We start from the raw sequence: 17,674 nt of genomic DNA, 5'->3' as shown, positions 1-17,674 counted from the left end.
TTGGTGAATGGCCGAGCAGGGGGACCGACTGGCGGCCTACCACCGCGTCTGCGGGGTGAAGCCGCCTGAACCGCCCGCACCTCTACGGCGGCGACGGCACGGGCAAGCTCGCTCCGTCCGTGATCGTGGGAAGCGGCGGCTGGAGCGGAGCCCTCATCGCGCACGGCGGTGGCTTCGCCAACCTCACCAGCCCCACCGCCGCACCCGACGGCTACGAGGACATCCTCGTACGACTCAAAGACAACAAGACCTACCTCTACGCCGGCAACGGCCTCGGCGAGCCCGAATACGCCACCCGACGCGAGCTCGCCGCACCCTCCAGCTCCGCAAAGGTCGGCGGCTGGAAGAGCGTCCTGCAGATGATCACCCCAGGTGACATCGACGGACGAACCGACAGCGGCTACAAGGGTGGGAACGACCTGGTCACCATCCAGTGCAAGGCAGATCCCTGCACCGACGCCGACGCCGACCTCTATCTCTACTCCGGGAAGACAGCTGGGGACGGTGCCGCGAACCAGGCGGACCCCTTCGACCTCGGGAAGCCGAAGCGCATCGGCAACGGCTCGCTGTGGCTGAACCGCACGATCCTCGCGATCGGCGACCAGGACGGCGACGGCATCAAGGACCTTCTCGCACGAGATGAGACGACCCGCCAACTCATCATCTTCCCCGGAGAGAAGAGCGCCAGCGGCACGTACAGTATCGACTTCGACCACAAGGCGATCTACGGCAGCGGCGGCTGGAACAAGGGAAACAGGCCCCTTCTGGCCTCCGCCGGCAACGCACAGGGCGTCGTCAGGACCTTCACCGACTCGCTCGACGGCGCACCCACCCAGTACCGCAGCTTCGTCCCCACCACCGGGGAGAGTGCCGGCGACCTGTGGGCCACCACTCCCGCGGACCCCGACCTGGTGATCGACTACGTCACGAGCAGCGGGGCCGCCGACAGCACCACCTGCCCCACCGGGTGCCTGCTCTTCTATCCGGGCGGTACGACAACCCACCGCTCCCCCCGACTGGTCGGAACCGGATACTGGTCCAAGACCATCACCGGGATCTTCTGAACTGCCTGTCTCTCGCACCACGATGTCCCCGGCCCGCGGGCCGGGGACATCCGAGTAGGAGCCTTTCTTGCGTACGAGATTGCGGCGCGCGGCGGCGATAGCCACCGCGGCCGCGTGCATCAGCGGACCACTGGTCCTCGCACCTGCCGCGGCCGCCGACAGCGAGCCGCTCGTCCTGGCCGCGGACGACCAGGTCGCGGCGCCGGGTGCCTCCTGGCTGGCCGAACCCTGGCAAGCATCCGGCCCCTACCGCAGCGGCACCATGGTCTTCGCCCTCTCCACCGAGGCTCTGACCGGGACCATCGCGGCGGACGCGGTCCTCCCCGACACGTTCATCCTGCAGGACAACGACTGCAAGACGCCCCCGGGCACCCACGGCGTCTACACCTGCGAGCGAGGCCCTCTCTCCAAGGGGTACAGGAAGCTCTTCTTCCACCTCGACGACAGCACCCGCAATGTGACGGTGCACTTCGGTTACGCCTGGGTGCCGACCGGTGGGGACGTCTCGGCGGCCGTGCAGTCCGTGCAGAAGTCGGAGAGCTCCCCCGAAGGCGCCACTCACGGCCACGCCCTCCTCAAGGTCGTCACCCCCGCCACGTCCGCCGCCCGCAACACCGTCGCCTTCGACACACCGGCCGTACCGGCAGGACGCTCCGTGCGCCACAAACTACGCGTCCACGCCACCGACCCCGGGAAGATATACACCTACTACCTGCCTTCCGACGGGCAGCCGAACTGGCGCCGCGACGAGGTGGCCATCACCGATGTCACCACCAGCCCCGGTATCTCGTGTGCACGCCAGACCCGCCTGATCTTCGGAGGCGGGAACAACCTCGCCTGCGAGGCGAGCTCAGGCGACCACACCATCGAGTACACCCTGACCGCACCCCCGGGCATGGACACCTGGCGGATCGCCACCCACGTGGTGCACGACATCTACCAGCTCGCCCCCTACGGCAGCGCACTCGACCGCACCTCCACCTTCACCGCCGGCACCGGAACGCTGCACCTGCGCCATCAACTCCTGGCCCGGGACACCTCCGGCAGCCTGTACCGGTTCGCCGGGACCGGAAAGCCCACCACACCGCTCTCCACACGCAGCCTGATCGGCACCGGCTGGCAGACCTACAACCAGATCACCAAGCTGGACCCCGTCAGTGAAGACCTCCGCTACCTGAAGGGAGTCCCGGCCGGTGCGCAGCACGGGCACGGGGACCTCGTCGCCCGGGACGCGAAGGGCACGCTCTGGTACTACCAGCGCCAGTTCACCTTCAAGGCGAAGGAAACCTTCAAGGCCCGTGTCAAGGTCGGCACCGGGTGGAACGCGTACGACACCCTCACCGGGGCCGGCGACGTGAACGGGGACAAGCGGTCCGACCTCCTCGCCCGGGACAAGACCGGCGTGCTCTGGCTCTACAAGGGCACCGGCAAACCGTCGGCCCCCTTCGCCACCCGAGTCAGGGTCGGCGGCGGCTGGCAGGCGTACAACCGGCTGGCCGGTTCGGCCGACCTCACCGGCGACACGCACCCCGACCTCCTCGCCCGGGACAAGACCGGCGTGCTCTGGCTCTACAAGGGCACCGGCAAGCCGTCGGCCCCCTTCGCCACCCGAGTCAGGGTCGGCGGCGGCTGGCAGACCTACGACGCACTGTCCGTCGTCGGCGACCTGACCGACAACGGCAAAGCCGACCTCATCGCCCGCGACGGCTCGGGCGCCCTCTGGCTCTACAAAGGCACCGGCCGGTCCTCAGCCCCACTCGCCACGCGCACGAAGATCGCCACCAGCGGGAAGGGCTACAACAACCTCCTCTGACGTGCGTGCGTGCGCAGCCCCCGCCCGTGTGCGAATTTCAAGGGCCTTGAGCAAGACTCGTCGCTGGCTGCCGCGCTGGCCTGGCCAGGTGACTTCGACATAGATCGCCGGGATCCTATCGAGGATCTTGTACTTCCCTCTGGCAGGCCGCTGCACCCGGTAGCCGGATGCGGCGCCGGCGGCACGTACTTCCTCTGCGGGGAAGCCGGGGCCGAGGAGCGGCATGTCCTGTATGCCGATTCCGAGGGCCAGGCCACGTTGATCGGCGCCGACCTCGTCGAGGCCATCACACTCATCGCCGTACTGCCCTTCTGGCGCGACCTGGCGAAGGGCTTCGCGATCAGCGAGTTCGGCTCGGACCTTCGGGCCGACCACCCGGACTTCGACGCCGAGCGCGACCGCCTTCTGCGCGCCCTCGGGCTTGCCTCTCTCCGAGGAGGAGGCTGCCGCTCGCCTGCTGGCTGTGGCCGCGCGCACGGCCCCGGACTACGTGCCGCGCGTACCGGACGACGATTACCTGCCGTACGAGCTTCTGTTTCCGAGCGGCCCCGCATAGCGAAGCCAGCACTTGACGTCAGTACCGGGCGACGACCTGCCGCAGGTCCGTGCCCAGGAGATCCTCCAGCGCCTGGACGCTAACTGCCGGTAGCGGTAGCTCGCATTCTGGGTCTGTGGCTACGAGGCTGTACCTGGCGAAACCCGCAGCCTCGACGTAGTCGAGGGCGTTCAAGTCCATCGGGGCAGAGCAACAGGGCATAGTCACAGCAAGTGAGTCGAAGTAGCCGTCTGGAAGGGCTGCCGTGTCCATCGCGTTGCCCCACCAGTCTTCGATGTCGGAGCTGCATACGGGGCACCGAACACCGCACCAGTTCTCCCCGGGGTCGATGAAGGCTGTGCCGGGGATGTCCCAATCGTGTGACCGTGCGCCCCGCTCGGCGGGACAGCGCTTCGGCGAGGTACTGGCCTACTCGGCCCGACGGGGCACGGGTGCCGTTCACCCAGTGCGAGATGGCCGACTTGTTGGTCTGGAGGATCTCGCCGTTCTCGGCGGCGATGCGCCGCACGTCTCGGGCGAGGGCCTCGTAGGTGCAGCCGACCGCGTCGATGACGTCGCGCAGACGGGAGTTGGGGACTCTCTGCGCCGCCACGACCGCCTCCGCTTCGGAGCTGTAAACCGCGTATACCGCTTCGACTGCCTTCCACCGTACCCACTGAGCGTGACCACCGGTTCACTTATCAGCAGCCGCCCGGAACGGCGTGACCGTGATCCAGGCTCCCCCTTGGTCCGGGCGGCACCCCGAAGTTCCGTACGCCCACACCGGGCTCGGGCATTCCTGTGCCCGGACCCGGCCCGATCAGAGACGGAGACACGGTGACCACCATCGACACCACGGCCTAACGACCCGGCCACCGACCCCGCCTACATCAAGGCCGTCCGCCGCCACCTCACCGACGTCCTCCACCTCCTGGAGATCTGACGTGCTCGCCCAGGCATCCCCCTGGCACGTCCACGCCCTCCAGCGCACCGCCGCCGGACTCGCCGAACCCCTTTCCGTACCCGCCCGGATGGAGTGGACCACGAGACCCGGCCAAGGCCCTGGAGCCGACGTCCTCGGCCCCGACCTGCGCGGCAAGCGACTCCTGGAACTCGGCTGCGGCCCCGGCCACAACGCCGCCCACCTCGCCACCCGCCACGGAGCCCATATCACCGGCGTCGACCTGGTCGGCCTCCAGGTCCGCCGCGCACGCTCCCACTACGGACGGCTGAACAACCTCACCTTCGTCGCCGGCCACGCCCTGCACTACCTGCACGCCTCAGACGAGCAGTTCGACGCGATCTACTCCGTCTTCGGCGCCGTCGGCCTCGTCGCCCCCGAGCTCCTGCTCCCGGCCATCGCCCAACGCCTCACGCCCGGGCGAGTGCTGGCCTTCTCTGTCCCCCACCCGCAGCGCGGCGGTCGAAGCCCCTCCGGCGACGACCGGCCCCGCCGCGACTTCGTCGCCCTGCCCGACCGCACTCGGCTCCCCATCGCCCGATGGGAGTTCGATACCGACCGTTGGGAGAGGCACCTCAGCCGGGCGGGCTTCTGGCTCACCTCGGCCCAGGAGTTCAACGACCCCCGCATGGGCCACTGGCCCACCACCCTGCTGATCCGCGCCCGCAAGCTCTGACCAGCCATTCGCCCCGGCTTCCCCCGGAGGAACCGACGCGCCCGCCTTACCTGCTCCTCGACATCGACGGCGTCCTCATACCTTTCCCCAACGCGGACGGCTCGACCCCGGCCACCCACACCCGCCACGACGTCGTCCCCACCGGCCGGAGCGCCGACAACCCGGTCACCGTCTGGCTCGACCCTGCCCACGGCCCCATGCTCATGGACGTGATCCGCACCGGCCTGGTCACCCCGGCCTGGTGTACCAGTTGGCGGCAGGACGCCACCGCCCTTGTCGGCCCGCTCCTCGGCCTTCCGACCCTGCCGTACGTCGATCTCCCGCGTCCCCAGATCACCACCAGCCACCCCAACGGCTACCTCTGGAAACGCGACCACGTCGACGCATGGCTGGGCGACGCCCCCGCCGTCTGGATCGACGACGACTTCACCGGCCTCGACCATGAATGGGCGGTGGAACGCACTGCGAAGGGAACGTCGACCCTCCTCATTCAGCCCGACCCGCACCTCGGTCTACAGCCCGAGCACCTGACCGAGGTCACGAGGTGGGTCGCGCAGTTACGCGCAGCCCGCGCCGCCTGACGACTGATGCCCTCGCTGCCACGAGCAGCGAGGGCATCAGGGTGCGCTGCGGGCCCTGCACCAGGGCTACTGCCACAAGTCCGCTCCATCGCGCCCACTCGGGTCCATGGCCAAGAGATCTTCGTGCAGGCCCGAGAGGGCTCGACCAGTCGGGGCGCCGTCTTCGGCTGACTCCATGACGAGCCAGCCGACATCGATGCCCGATACGTTCACTTCACTCCCGGTGTCGAGCTCGTCGAGCGTTGCGAACACTGCCTCATAGGCGACCGCTCGCGCCAGGCGAACGAGATCCTCCTTGTTCGCCCCAGCAGCAAGGAGCCGCTGGGCAACAGGAAGCTGATCGATGGCATCCGGATCGGCCCAACCGCCGATCGGACCGCGCCACAGACTTCGCAGCAGCATGAACCGCGCGAGGTGTGGAAGGTCCTCACAGATCTCCGACTTGGCCCAGTCGCCACCATCGGCCGCGCCGAGTGCTTCGAATCGGGCACGCAGCGACTCCGCTGCCGCCCTTCCACGCGCGTCCAGACTGTTCAACCAAGCCTGCCACTCGTTTGAGGATTCACTCACCGTGACAGCATGCCCCACGCGTACCTCGGCTGGAGATCCGCCAGCACTATCAACAGCTTGGCAACCCAAGCCGATCGCTACTCTGTTCGCATGACCGTGAACGGAGATCGCCAGTTCCCCGCCGCGCTCGCCGCTGCCATGGCAGTCAGGCTCGAGTGCATTGGCGAGGATGGTGTCGACTTCGAACCCTACGAGTCCTTCCTGACCGCCGATGAGACCACTGAGTGGTTCCGCGCGTGGACCGGCAACGGCGAGCTGAACGGCGACGACTTCCGCGTTTTTGGCCAGGACGGCACCGGCGGGAACGCAGCGTTCTGGCTGGTTCGTCCCGGTCGGGAACTGGTGGAGCAGCCCGTTGTCTTTCTGGGCTCCGAAGGAGAGACCGGTATCGTCGCTCGCGACCTCGGTGCCTTCCTGTGGCTGCTGGCCGACGGCTTCGGCCCGTGGGAAGCAGCCACCTCGTACGAGCCCGAGCCCGATTGGGCTCCCCAGGCCAATCGCGACCTGGCGGCTATCGCGGAGCAATTCGCTCCGGACCGCCGAGAGTCGGCAGCGGCGATCATCACCCAGGCCACACGAGAGTTTCCCGACTTCGACGACACCATCATGAAGCTCTGCCGTTGAACCCGACCCGATGCCCCCGCCACGACGTGTGGCGAGGGCATCCGAGCGGCGTCAGCGGTGCCGACTGGGGTCTGTCAAACGGGGTCTTCGAATTTAGTGGGGGGTGCGGCGGTGACGGGCGCGCTCGCCGGTCACGCTGTGTGAGGTGGTTGGGGTGCGGGCGCCCTGGACGCAAGGAGCCCGCGGGCCTTCGTGATCATGGTTGTTGTCTAGGCAACCGATCATGAAACCCCACGGGCTTGAACAGCGACGATACCGGCATCAACGAAGCGGCAACGCGACTTCTGGGGCTGGAGGGGGTGAGTGTGACGCAGGTCAAGGACGACGGGGCGGGCGGTTCGACGGTGTACGTGGTCACGAGCGAGGACTCCGCCCGGGCCTGCCCCTCGTGCGGGGTCTTCGCCACCCGGCTGAAGGACTACCGCACCACCCGGCCCCGGCACCTGCCCTGCGGTGGACGCCCTGTGAGTATCCGGTGGCGCAAGGCACGCTGGTACTGCGCCGAACCCGCGTGCGAGCGCGGCTCGTTCACCGAGGCGATCCACGCGGTGCCCGCCGGGATGCGCACCACCACCGCCCTGCGCCGGGCGGCGGGGGCCGCGGTCTGCGACGGATCCCGCACCGTCGTGCAGGCCGGCCGCGACCTGTCCTTGAGCTGGCCCATCGTGCAGCGATGCTTCGAGGACTACGCCGCGACGGTCCTGCCCGAGACGCCGCCCGCGACCGAGGCGGTCGGGATCGACGAGACCCGGCGGGGCAAGCCGGTCTGGGCCCAGAACCCGGCCACGCAGAAGTGGGAACTGGTCGCGGACGCCTGGCACATCGGCTTCGTCGACGTGATCGGCGGGCAAGGACTGTTCGGGCAGGTCGAAGGCCGCAACGCCACCTCGGTCGCCGACTGGCTCAGCTCCCAGCCCGCATCCTGGCGGGCACAGGTGCGCTACGTCGCCATCGACCTGTGTTCCACCTTCCGCGCCGCCGTCCACCGTGCCCTGCCGCACGCGACCGTGGTCGTCGACTGCTTCCACATCGTGCAACTCGCCCAGCGCCACCTCGCCGACCTGCGCCGACGCCTCACCTGGCGGCAGCACGGCCGCCGGGCCCGCAAGGGCGACGGCATCTACACCGTCCGCAAACTCCTGCGCCGCAACAAAGAAGACCTCACCGAAGACCAACGCCTCCTCCTGAAGACCGAGTTGGAGTACATGGGCACCTACGGCCGGCAGATCCACGCGGCCTGGCAGGCCAAGGAACTCCTGCGCGACCTCCTCGGCCTGGCCGTCAGCCGCACCCACCACGCCCCCGACCGCTCCGCGATCTCCGCCGCCCGCCACCGCTTCTTCACCCACGTCGCCGACCACGCCCACCTGCACGAACTCCTCACCCTCGCCGAGACCATCGAGCAGTGGTGGGACGGCATCGAGACCTACCTGACCACCGGCATCACCAACGCCGCCTCCGAAGGCAACAACCGCCTCATCAAGCTCGAAGCGCGTAACGCCTTCGGCTTCCGCAACCGCGCCAACCAGCGCCTACGCTCACGCTGTGCGACCACCCGCCGGAGCCGACGGCAGGCGCACCCCCACTAAATTCGAAGACCCGTCAAACGAGCGGCTCTGGCCCGTAGTCGGTGGTGACGCCGGGTAGTGGTTAGTAGTCGGGTCGCCCGGGGGAATCTCACCCCTCGGCTCTCACAGAATCCGTGCGTAACAGTCTCCCGTTACACGGCTCTTGCCACTCTGATCACCAGGCCACGGACGCCACTGTGGGCCATCTCCAGTGCGCGAACATGCGGGGGTACCTGTCGGCGATCTCCCACATCTTCTGGAGCGCTTTCCGCAACGCCGCGAGCTTCTTGTATTTCTGACGGAACCACCGCACCAAGTAGGCATTGATGCGCATCAGGAGGGGGTTCAGTGCCGACCGGTAGAACCGACCGAAATACTGCATCCAGCCCCGCACCGCCGGATTGATCCGTCGTGCAAGCTCGACAAAGGAGAGATCGGACCGGGTATGAAGTCGCCAACTACGGACTTCCGCACTGATCCTCTTCAGAGCTTCCTTGCTGATCGCCGGCTCGAACGACGTGGGGACCTGTCCCCGAGTGGTGGACACCTCTGAGCCCGGCCCCGCCAGGGGCCGGGTAGGAGGCATCTTTTATGGTGATGAAGGTCTACTCGCCCGAGTTCAAGGCGGACGCTGTCGCGCTGTACCTGTCGGACCCGAGCCACACCTTCGAGGGCATCGGCAAAGATCTGGGGATCAGCCGCGAGACGCTGCGTAACTGGGTGCGGGCCGAACGGGCCCGCCGCGGCGGGGGCAGCACGACGAGCACGGAGAAGAGCACGGTGGATTCCCCGCCGACGGCCGAGGAGCTTCAGGCCGAGAACGAGGCCCTGCGCCGGGAGCTGGCGGCAGCCCGCAAGGAGATGCAGAAACTCGCCACCGAACGGGACATTCTCCGCAAGGCGACGAAGTTTTTCGCACAAGAGATGACCTGGTGACCAGCCGCTTCCAGTTCATCGAGGACCACCACCGCGCCTGGAGCGTGAAGCGGTTGTGTCACGTGCTGGAGGTCGCCCGCTCCAGCTTCTACAAGTGGCGGGCGGGCCGCCAGGCCCGTGCCGCGCGTGAGCGGGCCGATACCGCGCTCGCGATGCGGATCAGGGCCGTGCACACCGAATGGGACGGCACCTACGGCCGCCCCCGCATCACCGCCGAGCTCCGAGACGAAGGCGAGCCGGTGAACCACAAGCGCGTCGGACGGGTCATGCGGAAGTTCGGCATCGCCGGGCTGCGGCTGCGCAAGCGGCAGGTCACCACGGTGCCCGAGCCGTCCGCCACCCGAGTGCCGGACCTGCTGGGGCGTGACTTCACCGCGAGTGCGCCGAACACCAAGTACGTCGGGGACATCACCTACCTGCCGGTGGGCGACGGCGAGTTCCTGTATCTGGCGACGGTGATCGACTGCTTCTCACGCCGCCTGGTGGGCTGGTCGCTCGCCGACCACATGCGCACCTCGCTCGTCACCGACGCACTCCGGGCCGCCGAAGCGACCCGCGGCAGCCTGGCCGGCGCCGTCTTCCACAGCGATCACGGAGCCCAGTACACGTCCCGCGAATTCGCCCATTTCTGCACAGAGTTGGGAGTGCGGCAGTCCATGGGCGCGATCGGTACGAGCGCGGACAACGCACTCGCCGAGTCGTTCAACGCCGCCCTCAAACGCGAGACGCTCCGTGGCGCCCGCCGCTTCGACGGAGCCCACGACTGCCGCCTGACGGTCTTCCGCTGGACCACCCGCTACAACACCCGGCGACGGCACTCGGCGAACGAACAAAAGGCACCGAACGTCTACGAACAGCAGTCAGCTACCCTGACACTCGCTGCATAACAACACGAACAGGTGTCCACTCCGCGGGGTCAAGGCCCGTGGACCGCCGCCCGTGCTTGTTCCGGCTCTCACGTGCACGAAACGTGTACCCAAGGAAGGTGAACTCCGCCAGCCCGAAGGGCCGTCGGCGCTTTCCGTCCCGGCAATACACGATCTTGTTCTTGTCGGGATGCAGGCGCAGCCCGACCTCCTCCATCCTGTCCATCAGCGAGGCCAGCACTTCGCGGGCCTGACGCTCCGACACGCAGTGCACGACCGCATCGTCGGCGTAACGCTCGAACGTGATACCCGGCCACTTACGGGCGAGCCACATGTCGAACGCATAGTGGAGAAACAGGTTCGCCAGCACGGGCGAAACCGCTGATCCCTGGGGAGTCCCACGATTCCGCTCTTGCAAGGTGCCATCAGGCAGTTGAAGCGGAGCTTGGAGCCACCGCTTCACTTACAGCACTACCCAACGGGCATCGGTGTGCGCTTCCACGGCTTTGACGATGAGGTCCCACCGGACGCTGTCGAAGAACTTCTGGACATCGAGATCGATCACCCAGTCCCTCTTCCAACAACGCTGACGGCAGCGTTCCACCGCATCGAGTGCCGACCGTCCAGGCCGATAGCCGTAGGAATCTTCGTGGAAAACGGGTTCGACCCGTTCCATCAGATGCCTGGCCACAACGGTCTGGGCGATTCTGTCGGCCACCGTGGGCACGCCCAAGATCCTCACGCCGCCTCCGGGGGACGACTTGGGGATCTCCACCGCACGCACCGGCGGAGGGAAGTACGTTCCTGACGACATTCTGTTCCAGATCTTGTAAAGGTTGCCCTTCAGATCCTTCTCGAAGTCCTCAATGGACCGACTGTCCACGCCGGGTGCGCCTCTGTTTGCTTTCACTCCTTCATATGCCTCCCAGACTTCCCGCTTCGAAATCTCAAACGGCTTGCCTGATGACTTCAACGCGTCCATATAGTTCCTCCCGGGATTCCCGGTTGTCTAGATAAACGACGTCACGAATGACCCGGCCCCTTCGCTCCACTCCCATTACAGGAGCTTCATCACTACTACGAACCGGTCCGTCAGCGCGCCCCGCATCGGTACTCGATCCCTTGCGGTGTCCGCCACTTGGAACACTCCCTCTCCCCCACCCGAGAGCGGGGCGTATCGAGGCACGCCTTCTCCTGTTCCATGCGAGAGCGGCAGATCGGGCTCATGTCGTCTACACGCCGGACACCACCTGGCCAGTAAGCGGATAACCGCCAGACTCATCCCGGGGTAAGCTGAAGACCCCAGTTTCGATGTCATCTGTCTGCTTAACGACGCTTCAGCAACGATTCGCTTGCGCTCGTCTTCCCGATCCCTACCTGACGCCTCCTGGGCGCCTTTTCCTCATCGCTCACCACGACAGTCTTTGGCTAACGCAGCATGAGGCAGTTTAGAGCCTCCCTCCGCAGGGCGGCTCTGAAGGGCCACAAATCCTTCATCTCTCGCACAGCATCGATCCCAGAAACCGTCCTACAACCAGCTCCCTTTCACGTTCAGGACACAATCAGCCAACGCAGCTCGGGGTGGTTTGACCAGGGCCCCGGCGAGTGCCTGGATCGTCCGGTTTGATCATGTGATGCCGTAGAGGGCTAGGACGCGGGGGCGCTCGGTGTGGGCTCGTCGTCCGGCGGCGATGTTGACGTAGCCGGCGAGCTTGAGCGCGCTGCGGATCAGGTCGCGGAGGGCAGCGAGTACGGCGGGCGCGTTGTGGGTCCTGACCTGGGACTTGTCCTCGTTGAAGGTGACATCTCGACACCAGTGGACGGTATTTTCCACCGTCCAGTGCCCGCGAGCCCAGGACGCGATCTCGGCTGCGTTCGCTTCCTCGGCGGGCAGGTCGGTGATGGCGTAGACGGTCTCGCTGGACCACTTCTTCGCGCTGTACAGACGGCGACGGCGCTTGATACGCAGGGCCTGGGCCGCGTACGGAAAGAGCAGGCCCGCGACGGTGACGACCTGGACGATCCGCTGCTCGTGGCGGCCGTGCCCTCGCGCGTCGTCGCGGTGGATCACGGGGATGTCCTTCCAGGGCAGGGCATGGAGTTGACGGGCCTGGCCCCGCTGGTTGTTCTTGATGGTCAGCAGGTAGTGGGCGCCGCGTTTGTGCAGGTAGGTGGCGTGGTCACGTTGGGCGTGGAGGGCGTCGGCGGTGACGACGGCCCCGGCGAGGTCGGCGTCGTCGATCTGGTCGAGCAAGGGTTGGAACTCCGGTATTTCGTTGGTCTTCGCGCTGATCTCGCGGGAGGCGAGGGTGGTGCCGTCGCCGTGCCGGACGGCGGAGAGGACGAAGACCCGGCTGCCGTCTGGGCGGCGTGCGCCGCGCAGGCACTTGCCGTCTACTGCGAGGGCCCGGCGTCGGGAGCGCACCGGTTCGGCGAGGACGGCGGACCGGTGCGCGCGGCGCTGTTCGCGTTCGATGCCGCCGTTGGGCATGAGCGGTGTCGGGTGGGGCTGGGCGGACAGCACAGGCCGGAGGTGGCCGTAGCCGGCCGCGCTGATCTCGCCGGGATCCAGACGCCCCAGGACGGTGCGCAGGGTTTTCTCGCTTGGGACCCGGTAGCAGCCGAGGAGCGGGTGGTAGGGCAGGCCGAAGGCGGCCAGTTCCTCGGGGGTGGCACGTCGGCACCACTCCGCTGCCGCGGTGATGGAGTCGTGGCCCGCCGGTGTCATCGCGCAGACCACCAGGGCCAGCAGGGAGGAGAGTCGGTAGCGCACCCCGCAGGCTCCTCGGGGGTCGGTGACCGACTCGAACCCGGCGACCAGGCTGCGGACTTGGTCCCGCACGGCACCTGAGACGAGGGCCTCCAGGCGGGGCGGAGAAGAGAGGGGAGCAGTGACAGGGGATGATGGAGGAACGAACACGGCACCTTCGTGGATCTTGAAGCCTAGAGAACTTCCATGATCCACAGGTGCCGTGTTCACCCGCTTCCGGGGCCCGCCACCGCGATCAACAAACTCAAACCGGGATGAGCCAGGCACACGCCGGGGCCCTGGTGGTTTGACACCTCCCACCGCGGGGCGACGCCGAAGGGCCACAAAGCCTTCATCTTCCGTGCAGCACCACATCAAGCAGGGTCTCTACCTACATCAACCTCACTCTCTGTGTTCGTGGCACACCTCCAGCTGTAGATCGTGATCTTGATTGTTGTTGAGCGGCCTACCACTGATAGTGGCCGGCCCGGGACCGGGCTTGATGGCGGCGTCGCCAGTCAGACCAGCCGAGCCGATGGGAGTCGCTGCACGACACCTTCCGCGTGGCTCACAACCGTAAGGTGCGGAACCGCCGACTTGGGCTGAGCGTCGAAAGGCCATGACTGAAAGAGCTGGACAAATCATCTTCGCCCTCACGCTCGCGGCTGGAGTACTCACGGGCTGTGCCCAGGCCGACGAGGGCGCAGACGCCGTCCGGGCGACACCGTCCGGCCGGACGATTCCCTTCGACCTCTATACGCATTGCGGAATCGACGAGGCCCGTATCGGCTCGACGTACTTCGAAGCGGAGACCCCGCTCTCCGATGGCTCGGGAAACCCGCCCGAGGGGTGGGACAACCCCAGCCAGCGCGGCACGATGACCTTGAAGTCCGAGACGGAGGCCGTCTTTACCGACGATGCCGGGCATGAGGTGAGGTTCCGTGCCCGGCCCGGTGCAAGTGCCTTCAAGCACATCTGCAGTTAGTACCAATGCCGTTGACTTTAGGGATCCGGTGGCGGTTTCACGGCTGGGATGATCTTGACTGCTTGGTGTGACGTCCTGGTCGGCTGTACAGGTTTGGGACGGCCGGGGTTCCAGGCTGGGAACTTGGACATCTTGCGTTTGACCTGGCGTAGGACGGTCCGCAGCCGTCGGGGTGGGTTGATTTCCTGCCACAGCTCGGTGCAGAAGTGGGTGATCTCGGCGGTCAGGTGCTCAGGGGGGAAAAGCGCCGGTCAGCGAAGTGACGCTGCGGCGGGCGGCGCGCAGGGCGGCGGCGAAGGACAGCCGGTCGGGATCGATCGGGGTGGCGTGGTGGAGGGCTGCGGTGTGCATCAGGGACCGCAGTGCGGTGTGAACGGCCAGGTGCGCGTAGATCTCTTGCTCTACCAGGTCGGGGCTCTTGCTGGTCAGCACGTTGCCGGAGCCGATCTGGGTGGTCTTCCATTCGGCCAGGGTGGTCTCCGCTTCCCACCGCTCCGCGTACAGCGCGGCCAGTTCCCGGCCTGGGGCCGCGGTTGGGTCCATGAGCGTGGTGGCGAGTCGGTAGTGCTCGTCCGGGGCGCGGCCGGCATCGTCCAGGACGTACTCGACCACCCGGACGCGCACGTCCTGGACCGGTTGCCTGCTGCGGCCCCGGCCGCCGTGCACGGTGGCGATCCACGAACCGTCCGCGAGGACCTGTTCGGGTGTCAGTTTCCACAGCTTGGGCACCCGCCACAGCAGGTCGGCGCCGGTTGCCGCGAGCTGCTTCCACAGATGCACCCCGGGCAGGCCCCGGTCTGCCAGTACCAGCATCCCCGGCCGCAGGCTGCGGGCGAGCTCGGCCGCCAGGCCCCGTTCACCGGACCGGTAATGCCCGACCTCGGCATCGGTGACCACATGCGTCCCGGACTCGATCAGCGCCACCACCCGGGCCAGTGGGTACCCCGACGGTCCCCCCGTCCGGGCCGCCGGCCGACCCAACGCCTCCTCGTTGGCCGCAGTGTCGGCCACCTCGAGCGTGGTGCCGTCGATCGCCATCAACCGCAGTCCCCGCCAGAACGCCCCCGGCGTCGACTCGTCCGCCACTCCCGGCCCCACCTGTGCCAACAGCTCACGCAACGGGGCGACACCGAGGTTCTTCCGCGCCCGGAAAACCGCTGCCTTGTCCGGGATGCGCCACCCACCCCACCCGCCATCCCGCCGGGCCGGCTCCGCCAGCTTGCGCAGCACCTCCCGGTACGGATCCGGGGAGAACAACGCCTTGCCGAGCATGAAGTACACCATCAGCCGCGCAGGTAACAGCCGGACCCGGGCCTCCCGCGACTCCGTCTTGGACAGGACCACATCCACCAACTCCGGCGGATAAACCGCCGTCAGGTCTCCCAACACCACACGGTCCACCAGCCGAACAGCCACGGACACCACCCCCTGTATCCGTTGAACCACCATCAGCAACCTATGTCAACGACATTGGGCTTAAATCGCAAGCTAAGGCGAATACCCCACAGGCCGCCTCAGCGATGCCTACCTCTGCCGCACCACGCCGCCCCGCGCCGACGCGGCAGCACCCGGTGGCAGAGCAACCATCACCCAACTCGAATGATCGAGCCGGCCCCCGCGCCCCCGTCGGCCGAGAAGCGCGGGGACTCGAAGCCCACGCCATCGCAGACCGCCGTCCATCGCCCGCGCAGGCATCGGCTGCCCGGTCCAACGGTTCAGCCGAACGACGGTTTGGATCACCAACTCACTCCCACCCACGGCCGAATCTCCCTGTCCCCATGTTCCGAGTGCCCCGCCCAGGACTCGAACCTGCGGCCAAGCGCGTCCGCGGGACCGTCATGGCGTCCGGCCGACGCCTGTGCGGACGACGACAGGGCCGTTCGCCCCATCCAGCCCCCAGGGCGCAACGGCCCGAAACGCTCGGCCCACACGGGCATACACGCCGCCCCTCCGAACTGACTCGCCGTTCAGCCGCATCCAGCCGCGATCCAGCCAGCGTGCGGAGAACGACGGATGACGGCAGGTGACGAAGCGTCAGGTAATCCAGCCAAAATCCAGCCGCGGGATCGAGTAGGAGGGACGGGTCGCCCGTCCCTCCTCTCACACCACCGGACATGCGGGCCCGCATCCGGCGGTTCATCGAGCTGATCTCAGCCGTTGCCAGGTCGGCTTGAGCATGTGCAGACCCAGGTCGTCCCAGTAGGAGGTGGGCAGGGCCCGCTGGAGAACGACCGAGCCCGCGATCCGCCAGTACCCCTTGCTGCTGACCGCCCATTCACGGGCGGACCGCTCAGGGATCCCGAGCGCGCGCAGGTTCCGGCGTCTGGCCGCGTAGCGCTTCCATTCCTTCCAGCGGATCTGCCGCATCCTGCGGTGCAACCACTTGTCCAGCTCCTGGAACACCTTGGGGGTGTCCGCGAGCTGGAAGTAGCCCATCCAGCCAGTGGTGAAGCGGTTGATCTTCGCGATGCGTTCATCCATCGCGATACTCCACCGGCGCGAGCTCAGCTCCTTGATCCGCACCTTCCAGCGCGCGAGCGCCTTCGGATCGGCCCGGACTCTGACCTTCCCGCCCCGGACGAAGTAGAAGCCGAACCCCAGCATCGTCATGACGGAAGCTGGGACCACCTTCGACTTGTCCCGGTTGACCTTCAATTTCAGCCGCTGCTCGACCACGGTCGTGACCGAGTCGAGCACTCTGTGGGCGGCTCGTCTGCTCCGCACGAAGACGCGCACGTCGTCGGCGTAACGCACGAACCGATGACCGCGCTTGAACAACTCCCGGTCGAGGTCGTCGAGCATGATGTTCGACAAGACAGGCGAGAGCGGGGAGCCCTGCGGGGTCCCTTCCTCGCTCGGCTGTCTCACGCCGTCCACCATGATCCCGGCGTCCAGATACCGGCGAATCAGCCTCAAGACCTGGCGGTCACCGACCCTGCGCGCGACCCGTGCCATCAGGACATCGTGCTGAACCCGGTCGAAGAACCGGTCCAGATCGAGGTCCACGACCCACCGGTGACCGTCCTCGATGGCCCGCCGCGCGACCCGCACCGCCTGATGGGCGGACCGGCCGGGACGGAACCCGAAGGACGACCCCGAGAACTCCGGGTCGAAAATGGGCACGAGCACTTGCGCGATGGCCTGCTGGATCAAGCGGTCCAGCACCCGCGGCACCCCCAGCATCCGCTCGCCGCCGCCAGGCTTGCCGATGATCACCTGACGGACCGGCGCCGGCCGGTAGGTGCCCGCGTCGAGTTCACCCCGCACAACGGGCCAGTTGACGAGCAGCCACGGGCGAAGTTCCGCCGTGGTCATCCCGTCCACCCCGGGAGCACCCCGGTTCATCTCGACACGGTTGAGCGCCGCGAGCAGGTTCTCCTTCGAGAGCATCCACTCCCAAAGCAAGGACTCCTGATCGCGGTGAACGTCCTCCGTGGAGTGCGCCGACCGGCCACTGCGCTCCGCCGGGGCACTTCCGGAATGCACCGGTCCCTCCCCGGTCGGCACCGCCGAAGCGGTATTACTGCGGTCCACGTGACCGGCACGAGCAACCACCACATCACCCGTTCCACTCGATGTTCGGCCCTTCCCAGCCCGCCGTCCACGCGGCTCATCCCGGCTGGTACTACGGCCTCTGCTGACTTCTGCCCGGTCAGGCAGCACCTCCCGGCACAACCCGTCGGCGCGGCGACATCTTCAGCACAACCGACACCCGGACAGATCTCCCCAGGTAAGAACGATCAATG

15 protein-coding genes and 2 pseudogenes are annotated in these 17,674 nt (G+C 67.3%); 8 read left to right on the top strand and 9 right to left on the bottom strand.

The annotated features are described in order from the left end of the window. Window positions 1-119 precede the first annotated feature (119 nt). Entirely contained in the window at window positions 120-1,064 is a 945-nt protein-coding gene (locus tag V1460_RS06605; protein ID WP_338672697.1) for a hypothetical protein, read from the top strand. 67 nt (window positions 1,065-1,131) lie between these two features. After that, window positions 1,132-2,877, top strand: a complete 1,746-nt coding sequence (locus tag V1460_RS06600; protein ID WP_338672696.1) for a VCBS repeat-containing protein — start codon at window positions 1,132-1,134, stop codon at window positions 2,875-2,877. Here the strand turns inward: V1460_RS06600 and V1460_RS06595 are convergent. The 3 genes and pseudogenes from V1460_RS06595 to V1460_RS06585 all read right to left on the bottom strand — a co-directional run. Next, a complete protein-coding gene (locus tag V1460_RS06595) occupies window positions 2,812-3,354 on the bottom strand; it encodes a hypothetical protein (RefSeq protein WP_338672695.1) in 543 nt (180 codons plus the stop codon). The genes V1460_RS06600 and V1460_RS06595 overlap by 66 nt on opposite strands. A 97-nt stretch (window positions 3,355-3,451) precedes the next feature. After that, on the bottom strand, window positions 3,452-3,685 hold the full coding sequence (locus V1460_RS06590; protein WP_338678381.1) for a hypothetical protein: 234 nt from the start codon (window positions 3,683-3,685) through the stop codon (window positions 3,452-3,454). Between the two features lie 103 nt (window positions 3,686-3,788). Beyond that, window positions 3,789-4,025 (bottom strand): annotated as a pseudogene (locus V1460_RS06585) (tetratricopeptide repeat protein); the annotation flags it as partial. 331 nt (window positions 4,026-4,356) lie between these two features. Here V1460_RS06585 and V1460_RS06580 point away from each other — a divergent pair. Then, window positions 4,357-5,049: a class I SAM-dependent methyltransferase gene (locus V1460_RS06580; protein ID WP_338672693.1), complete on the top strand. Its 693-nt coding sequence runs from the start codon at window positions 4,357-4,359 to the stop codon at window positions 5,047-5,049. Further along, window positions 5,046-5,630, top strand: coding sequence for an HAD domain-containing protein (locus V1460_RS06575; protein WP_338677928.1), 585 nt, complete (start codon window positions 5,046-5,048; stop codon window positions 5,628-5,630). The genes V1460_RS06580 and V1460_RS06575 overlap by 4 nt, the downstream gene beginning before the upstream one ends. Before the next feature lie 66 nt (window positions 5,631-5,696). Here V1460_RS06575 and V1460_RS06570 read toward each other — a convergent pair whose 3' ends face one another. Beyond that, window positions 5,697-6,200 (bottom strand): hypothetical protein, encoded by a 504-nt coding sequence (locus V1460_RS06570; protein WP_338672691.1) that lies wholly within the window; start codon window positions 6,198-6,200, stop codon window positions 5,697-5,699. A 90-nt stretch (window positions 6,201-6,290) separates the two neighbouring features. Between V1460_RS06570 and V1460_RS06565 the strand changes: the two genes are divergently transcribed. Beyond that, the gene (locus V1460_RS06565) at window positions 6,291-6,824 is read left to right on the top strand and encodes an SMI1/KNR4 family protein (RefSeq protein WP_338672690.1); all 534 of its coding nucleotides are present in this window, start codon (window positions 6,291-6,293) and stop codon (window positions 6,822-6,824) included. Between the two features lie 239 nt (window positions 6,825-7,063). Further along, window positions 7,064-8,413 carry an ISL3 family transposase gene (locus V1460_RS06560; protein ID WP_338671528.1) on the top strand — a complete coding sequence of 450 codons (1,350 nt, stop codon included), beginning with the start codon at window positions 7,064-7,066 and terminating at the stop codon, window positions 8,411-8,413. A gap of 154 nt (window positions 8,414-8,567) precedes the next feature. Here V1460_RS06560 and V1460_RS06555 read toward each other — a convergent pair whose 3' ends face one another. Next, window positions 8,568-8,978 carry a group II intron maturase-specific domain-containing protein gene (locus V1460_RS06555; protein ID WP_338672688.1) on the bottom strand — a complete coding sequence of 137 codons (411 nt, stop codon included), beginning with the start codon at window positions 8,976-8,978 and terminating at the stop codon, window positions 8,568-8,570. 5 nt (window positions 8,979-8,983) lie between these two features. Here V1460_RS06555 and V1460_RS06550 point away from each other — a divergent pair. Then, window positions 8,984-10,215 (top strand): IS3 family transposase gene (locus V1460_RS06550; protein ID WP_407077412.1). Its coding sequence is split into 2 segments (ribosomal slippage): window positions 8,984-9,307 and window positions 9,310-10,215, totalling 1,230 coding nucleotides; the frame shifts between segments, so codons are not numbered across the junction. Here the strand turns inward: V1460_RS06550 and V1460_RS06545 are convergent. Together V1460_RS06545 and V1460_RS06540 are read right to left on the bottom strand one after the other, a co-directional pair. Next, a pseudogene (locus V1460_RS06545) lies at window positions 10,193-11,008 on the bottom strand (reverse transcriptase domain-containing protein). The gene V1460_RS06550 and the pseudogene V1460_RS06545 overlap by 23 nt on opposite strands. 813 nt (window positions 11,009-11,821) lie before the next feature. After that, window positions 11,822-13,114 carry an ISAs1 family transposase gene (locus tag V1460_RS06540; RefSeq protein WP_338672685.1) on the bottom strand — a complete coding sequence of 431 codons (1,293 nt, stop codon included), beginning with the start codon at window positions 13,112-13,114 and terminating at the stop codon, window positions 11,822-11,824. 448 nt (window positions 13,115-13,562) lie between these two features. Here V1460_RS06540 and V1460_RS06535 point away from each other — a divergent pair, with 448 nt between their 5' ends. Further along, the gene (locus V1460_RS06535) at window positions 13,563-13,928 is read left to right on the top strand and encodes a hypothetical protein (RefSeq protein ID WP_338672684.1); all 366 of its coding nucleotides are present in this window, start codon (window positions 13,563-13,565) and stop codon (window positions 13,926-13,928) included. Between the two features lie 231 nt (window positions 13,929-14,159). Here the strand turns inward: V1460_RS06535 and V1460_RS06530 are convergent, their stop codons facing one another. Continuing rightward, window positions 14,160-15,344, bottom strand: a complete 1,185-nt coding sequence (locus V1460_RS06530; RefSeq protein WP_338672683.1) for an IS4 family transposase — start codon at window positions 15,342-15,344, stop codon at window positions 14,160-14,162. 720 nt (window positions 15,345-16,064) lie between these two features. After that, a complete protein-coding gene (gene ltrA / locus V1460_RS06525; protein ID WP_338672682.1) occupies window positions 16,065-17,414 on the bottom strand; it encodes a group II intron reverse transcriptase/maturase in 1,350 nt (449 codons plus the stop codon). Between the last annotated feature and the right edge of the window lie 260 nt (window positions 17,415-17,674).

Source organism: Streptomyces sp. SCSIO 30461 (assembly GCF_037023745.1).
Lineage (GTDB): Bacteria > Actinomycetota > Actinomycetes > Streptomycetales > Streptomycetaceae > Streptomyces.
This window is presented reverse-complemented; position numbering and strand designations above follow the sequence as displayed.

Coding starts and splice junctions, on each gene's coding strand:
- V1460_RS06590 (WP_338678381.1), bottom strand. CDS start 3,685: ATGGACACGGCAGCCCTTCCAGACGGCTACTTCGACTCACTTGCTGTG.
- V1460_RS06565 (WP_338672690.1), top strand. CDS start 6,291: ATGACCGTGAACGGAGATCGCCAGTTCCCCGCCGCGCTCGCCGCTGCC.
- V1460_RS06555 (WP_338672688.1), bottom strand. CDS start 8,978: ATGCCTCCTACCCGGCCCCTGGCGGGGCCGGGCTCAGAGGTGTCCACC.
- V1460_RS06535 (WP_338672684.1), top strand. CDS start 13,563: ATGACTGAAAGAGCTGGACAAATCATCTTCGCCCTCACGCTCGCGGCT.